This is a genomic window from Nocardioides sp. P5_C9_2 (assembly GCF_054049555.1).
In genome coordinates this window covers 1-6,245 of record NZ_JBFUMD010000208.1, presented here as the reverse complement: position 1 = coordinate 6,245, position 6,245 = coordinate 1, and the positions used below count along the sequence as shown (strand labels likewise).

At 71.9% G+C, this 6,245-nt stretch carries 5 protein-coding genes; 2 read left to right on the top strand and 3 right to left on the bottom strand.

Annotation, left to right across the window (positions count from 1 at the left end; translation table 11 throughout):
• Positions 1-406, top strand: a 406-nt coding sequence (locus tag ACXJKL_RS11775; protein WP_457207234.1) for a tetratricopeptide repeat protein, incomplete at its 5' end; no start/stop codon positions are given.
• On the top strand, positions 403-1,248 hold the full coding sequence (locus tag ACXJKL_RS11770) for an alpha/beta fold hydrolase (RefSeq protein WP_457207235.1): 846 nt from the start codon (positions 403-405) through the stop codon (positions 1,246-1,248). The genes ACXJKL_RS11775 and ACXJKL_RS11770, both read left to right, overlap by 4 nt.
• A 70-nt stretch (positions 1,249-1,318) precedes the next feature.
• Here ACXJKL_RS11770 and ppdK read toward each other — a convergent pair whose 3' ends face one another.
• From ppdK to ACXJKL_RS11755, 3 genes are all read right to left on the bottom strand, one after another.
• Complete coding sequence (ppdK, locus tag ACXJKL_RS11765) at positions 1,319-3,991, bottom strand: pyruvate, phosphate dikinase (protein ID WP_457207233.1); 2,673 nt, start codon at positions 3,989-3,991, stop codon at positions 1,319-1,321.
• A 78-nt stretch (positions 3,992-4,069) separates the two neighbouring features.
• The gene (locus tag ACXJKL_RS11760; protein WP_457207232.1) at positions 4,070-4,816 is read right to left on the bottom strand and encodes an NUDIX hydrolase; all 747 of its coding nucleotides are present in this window, start codon (positions 4,814-4,816) and stop codon (positions 4,070-4,072) included.
• A gap of 59 nt (positions 4,817-4,875) precedes the next feature.
• Positions 4,876-6,245: multicopper oxidase family protein (locus tag ACXJKL_RS11755; RefSeq protein ID WP_457207231.1), on the bottom strand; the 1,370-nt coding region annotated here is incomplete at its 5' end.

Here is a 6,245-nt window from a genome sequence, read left to right as displayed (position 1 = left end):
GCGCTACGCCGCCGCGCAGGACGCGCTCGGTGAGGGTGACATCGAGCGGGCGGTCGCGGAGTACCAGAAGCTCGTCGACGCCAACCCGGCCGACGCGGAGGCCGCCGCGGGCCTCGCCATGGCCAAGGTCCTCCAGCGCACCCAGGGCGCCGACCTGCATGCCGCGCGCGCGGCCGCCGCGGATGCGCCCGACGACGTGGACGCCCAGACGCTGGTCGCCGACCTCGACCTCCTCGGCGGCCACGTCGAGGACGCCTTCAACCGGCTCGTCGCGCTGGTGGCGCGGACCTCGGACGCGGACCGCACCCAGGCCCGGGACCACCTCCTCGGCCTCTTCGCCGCGGTGGGCAACGACGACGAGCGGGTGCTCGCTGGGCGTCGCAACCTGGCCTCGGCGCTCTTCTGACAGCCGAGGCCGCCATCGACATACCCTCCGACGGGTTCGTCACCCTCGACGGCGTCCGCTTCCACTACCTGGACTGGGGCGGAGACGGACATCCCCTGCTGCTCCTGGCAGGTCTGGGTTGCACCGCCCACGTGTTTGCAGAGCTCGCCCCGCACCTGAACGACCGGTTCCGGGTGCTCGCCCTGACCCGGCGCGGGCACGGCATGACCGACCAGGTCCAGCACGGCCACGCGCTGACCGACGCCGCCGAGGACGCGAGACGCTTCCTCGACCACCTCGGCATCCAGCGCGCCCATGTGGCCGGGCACTCGATGGGTGGGGGTGAGGTCTCGGCCCTCGCGGCTCGTCATCCCGGACGCGTCGCCAAGGTCGTCTACCTCGACGGCGCGTACGACTGGGCCGACCGCCCGATGTCCGCGGGTTCGGAGGAGACGGTGGGCCCGGACCGGTTCGCGTCGTACGAGCAGTACGTCGACTTCGTCCACTCGTTGCTCCCCGACGACATCTGGGGCCCCGCCCTCGACGCGATGCTGCGCTCCTCCGTGGACACCCACGCGGACGGGTCCGTCGTGGACAAGCTCTCCAGGGAGGCCTTCGCGCCGTTCGTCGAGGCCTTGAACGGGTTCCGGCACCCCTACTCCGACATCACCGCACCCGCGTTGGCCATGTACGCCGTGGGTCCCCAGTGGACTCCGGCCGAGGCGGCGTGGCGGGTCGCCTGCCGTGATCGTTTCGCCGCCTCGACAGCGCACGGTCGCGTCGTGGAAGTCCGGGCCAGCCACTACCTGTTCCTCGACCGTCGTGACGCCGTCCTCGCGGCCATGCGGAACTTCCTCGCGTAGGCGCGAGGTCGCGTGCCACGGGGGGATGCAGCTCCCGCTGCGGGGACTCTCCGTGCTCGTCGACAGACCGTCAGGACCCGCTCTCGCCCAGCGCCGCCCGCCCGGCCTCGAGCCGCGCGACGGGGACGCGGAACGGGGAGCACGACACGTAGTCCAGGCCGACCTCGTCGAAGAAGTGGATCGAGGCGGGATCACCGCCGTGCTCGCCGCAGACACCGAGGTGGAGGTCGGGGTTGACGGCCCGGCCGTCGGTGACCGCGCGGCGTACCAGCGCGCCGACGCCCTCCACGTCGAGGGACTCGAACGGCGAGACCGGGAACACCCCCTGCTCCAGGTAGGTGCTGAAGAACGACGCCTCGACGTCGTCGCGGGAGAATCCCCACGTCATCTGGGTCAGGTCGTTGGTGCCGAAGGAGAAGAAGTCGGCGGACCCGGCGATCGGCCCCGCTGTCAGCGCGGCCCGCGGCAGCTCGATCATGGTGCCGATCTTGTGCGGGATCTCGACGTGCAGCTCGGCCTCGACGTCGCGGGCGATCTGCTCGATCCGCCGCTTCACCAGGTCCAGCTCGCGGACGCTCGCCACCAGCGGGATCATGATCTCCGGCTCGGCCCGGCCCCCGTTGCGGATGCGCTCGGCGGCCGCCTCGAGGATCGCGCGGGCCTGCATGGTGAACAGGCCCGGGATGACGATGCCCAGGCGTACGCCGCGCAGTCCGAGCATCGGGTTGGACTCGTGCAGCCGCTGGACCGCGGCGAGGAGCCTGCGCTGCCGCTTCTTGCGGTGCCCCCGGACGTCCGCCACCGCCATGGCGACGGAGAGCTCGGTGATGTCCGGGAGGAACTCGTGCAGGGGCGGGTCGATGAGGCGGATCGTCACCGGGAGGCCGTCCATCGCCTCGAAGATCGCGAGGAAGTCCTTGCGCTGGAGGGGCAGGAGCTCGGCCAGGGCCTCCTCCTGGCCGGCCTCGTCCTCGGCCACGATCAGGTTCTCCACCAGCTGGCGGCGCTCGCCGAGGAACATGTGCTCGGTGCGGCACAGGCCGATACCCTGGGCGCCGAAGCGGCGCGCGCGGGCCGCGTCCTGCGCGGTGTCGGCATTGGTGCGCACCTGGAGCCGTCGCAGGGAGTCGGCGTGCTCCATGAGCCGGGACACCGCCTCGACGACCGGGTGGTCGGTCTCGTCGCCCTCGAAATGGCGCACCACGCTGGAGTCCACGACCGGCACCGCCCCGTCGAAGACCTCCCCGGTCGAGCCGTCGATGGAGATGACGTCTCCCTCGCGGATCGTGGGCCCGTTGCGGACCGTGAACTCGCCCTCGCGGGTGTCCACGTCCAGGGCCTCGGCGCCGCACACGCAGGTGCGGCCCATGCCCCGCGCGACCACGGCAGCGTGGGACGTCTTGCCGCCGCGGCTGGTGAGGACGCCGCGCGCCACCATCATCCCGTGCAGGTCCTCCGGGGTCGTCTCCTTGCGGACGAGGATGACGTCCTCGCCCTGCTCGGCCCACTCGACGGCGGTCGCCCAGTCGAAGACCGCCTTGCCCACGGCGGCGCCCGGCGAGGCGTTCATGCCGACGGCCAGCAGCGTCTTGTCGGCGCCGGCGTCGAAGCGCGGGAACATCAGGTTGGCCAGCTGCTCGCCGGTGACGCGCCGCAGGGCCTCGTCCATGTCGATGAGTCCCTCGTCGACCATGTGCACCGCGATCCGGTACGCCGCCTCGGGGGTGCGCTTGCCGACCCGGGTCTGCAGCATCCAGAGCTTGCCCTGCTCGACGGTGAACTCGATGTCGCACATGTCGCGGTAGTGGTGCTCCAGGGTGGACATGATCGCGAGCAGCTCGTCGTGGGACTTCTGGTCCACCTTCGCCATGTCCGCCAGGGACACGGTGTTGCGGATGCCGGCGACCACGTCCTCGCCCTGCGCGTTCTGCAGGTAGTCGCCGTACACCCCCTGGTCGCCGGAGGCGGGGTCGCGGGTGAAGCAGACGCCGGATCCCGAGGTCATGCCCCGGTTGCCGAAGACCATCGCCTGGATGTTGACCGCAGTGCCGAGGTCCTCGGGGATCTGCTCCTGGCGGCGGTAGAGCACGGCCCGCGGGGTGTTCCACGACTCGAAGACGGCGCGCACGGCACGATCCATCTGCTCGCGGGGATCTTGCGGGAACTCGATGCCGGCGTGCTTGCGCACGATGTCCTTGAACGTCTCGACGAGGGCCCTGAGGTCCTCGACGTCGAGGTCGAGGTCGTCGGTCACGCCCTTCGCGTCCTTGGCCGCGTCCAGCGCGTCGGAGAAGTGCTCCCCGTGGATGCCGAGCACGGTGCCGCCGAACATCTGCAGCAACCGGCGGTAGGAGTCCATGGCGAAGCGCTCGTCCTCGCTCTGCCGGGCCAGGCCCGCCACCGAGGCGTCGTTGAGCCCGATGTTGAGGACGGTCTCCATCATCCCGGGCATGGAGAACTTGGCGCCGGACCGCACGCTGACCAGCAGCGGGTCCTCGGGGTCGCCCAGCCGCCGGCCCATCGCCTCCTCGAGCGAGGCGAGATGCGCGCCCACCTCGTCGGCGAGGCCGTCGGGCTCGGCGCCGTGCGCGAGGAAGGCGCGGCAGGCCTCCGTGGTGATGGTGAACCCGGGCGGCACCGGGAGCCCGAGGTTGCTCATCTCGGCGAGGTTGGCGCCCTTGCCCCCGAGCAGGTCCTTCTGGTCGCGGTCACCGTCGGCGAAGTCGTAGACCCAAGTGTTCATCCCAGGCATCTTGCTCCACCGACGCCCGGCTGGACAGGGCCGACGCGAGGGAAAGTCACCCGAAGAGGGGAATGGGCCTCACGCGCGGCCGGACTCGGTGTAGTCGCCCTGCCCGCGCAGGGCCGCCTCGACACGGCGGGCCGTGAAGTCGGCCGCCAGCTCGCGCACCTCCTCGAGGGTGCAGAAGCGCACGTCGCGGATCTCGCGCTCCTGCTTGACCACGCGGTCCAGCACGGACACGTCGTGCACGCCGCCGTCGAAGACCAGGCAGACGGCGTCGTCCCAGCCTCCCCACGGGGGGAGCCAGTCGGTGAGCAGCAGCGCCCCGGGCTCGACGGGGAGGCCGAGCTCCTCCTCGACCTCGCGGGCGGCGGCGAGCCGGGGGGACTCGCCCACCTCGACGACGCCGCCCGGCAGGTCCCAGTCCTGCTTGTAGGTGAGCCGGCAGAGCAGGACCCGGCCGTCGGGGTCGCGCAGCAGCAGCTGGCTGATGGCCCGCTTGCGCGGCAGGAACGAGTTGAGCAGGGCCCGGAAGCCGCCGGGCTCGTTGACGGAGGCGTCGGTGGCGAGCCGGGCGTAGACGATCCGGTCGACCGGTCCCTCGGCGACCGTGACGCCGCGCATGACGCCCTCGCGGTGCATGCCCGACCACGTGGCCGTGCGCTGCGCGCCCTGGTCGTCCGGATCGACGAGCGTCTCCACCCGCGGATGGTCGACGAGTGCGCGGGCGACCTCGCGGCGTACCTCGTCGAGGGTCGTGTCGGCGCTCCAGGCGAGTCGGGCGACCCCTTCGGCGACCGTCGTCACGGTGATCGGCTGGCTCACCCGGCCACCCTAGCCAGCGGGTGCGCGGCGCTCCGGATCCGGCCCCGGGGCCCCGGCCCTCACCGCACGACGTCGAAGCGCGACATCATGCCGTGGTCCTCGTGGTCGAGCATGTGGCAGTGGATCATGAACGACCCGGTGTAGTCGGTGAACCGGGCAGCGACCTCCACGACCTCGCCCGGATCGAGCTTCCAGGTGTCCTCGAGCCCTCGCTCCCACGGCGGCGGACGCTTGCCGTCCCGGAGCAGGGTGCGCCACTGCTCGGCGTGGATGTGCACGTAGTGGGTCACGTCGCTGGTGTTGCGCAACCGCCAGCGCTCCACGGTGCCCAGCCGGGCCCGGTGGTCCACCCGGTCGGGGTCGAAGGTGCGGCCGTTGATCGTCCAGGCGCTGCCGGTCCGGGGATTCCCGGTGAGGTCGAACGTCCAGGTCTTGCTCACCCGCCGGGGCGCCTGGACGAGCTCGGGGGAGGGCAGCCGTGCCGGCAGCACCGAGCGGTCCGGCGCGCTGCCCTGCACCCGGAACTCCATCAACGGTGCCTCCCGGCTCCCCGTCCCGGTGCCGCCGTCGGTGCGCGGCACCGACCGGAGGATCACGCTCGACCCCTCCTCCCCGTGGAAGTCCACCAGGACGTCGGCCCTCTGCGCCGGGCCCAGCAGCAGGCCGGTGCGGGCGACGGGCCGGGGCAGCAGGCCGTTGCCGGTACCGATCTGGATCAGCGGGCGACCGTCGGAGAGTGCGAACGTGTACGCCGACGCGCTCGACGCGTTGAGCAGCCGCAGCCGGTAGCGCGTGGCGGTCACGTCGAGGTGGGGGAGGTGGCGTCCGTTGACGAGCACGTGGGTGCCGGTCGTCGCGTCGTTGGGCGGCGCATGCTCGCCGGTGAAGAGCATCTCGCCGTGGTGGTGCACCATCTGCGGGCCGGCCGCGAAGGGGTTGGCCAGCTGGTTGCCCTCGTCGAACGACCGGTCCGCCACCATCAGCGGTACGTCGTGCGACCCCGTCGGCAGCCGGAGCGTGCGGCTGGCGGCGTCCGTGACGAGGAACATGCCCTGCAGTCCGCGCCAGTTGTTGCGTGCGGTGTGGTCCATCCGGTGGTCGTGGTACCAGAAGAACGAGCTGGGCTCGGGCTCGCCGCCGTAGGTCAGGGGATAGCGGTAGGTGCGCGACCCACCGCGGTGGATCAGGAACCTCGTGGGCTGCCCGTCGTCCTTCGCGGCGTGGTGGTCACCGTGGAGGTGGACCGACATGGCACCGGCGCCCCGGGGCAGGTCGTTGACGAAGGTGACGCGCGTGTCCCGGCCCGCGGGTCGTCGGATCGTGGGCCCCGGCCAGGTGCCTGCATAGGTCCACATCCGGGTGCGAGGCCCGGTCGGCAGGGTGCGGACGCCGGCCTCCCGCGTCCGCAGGCGGATGTGCGACCCGGTGA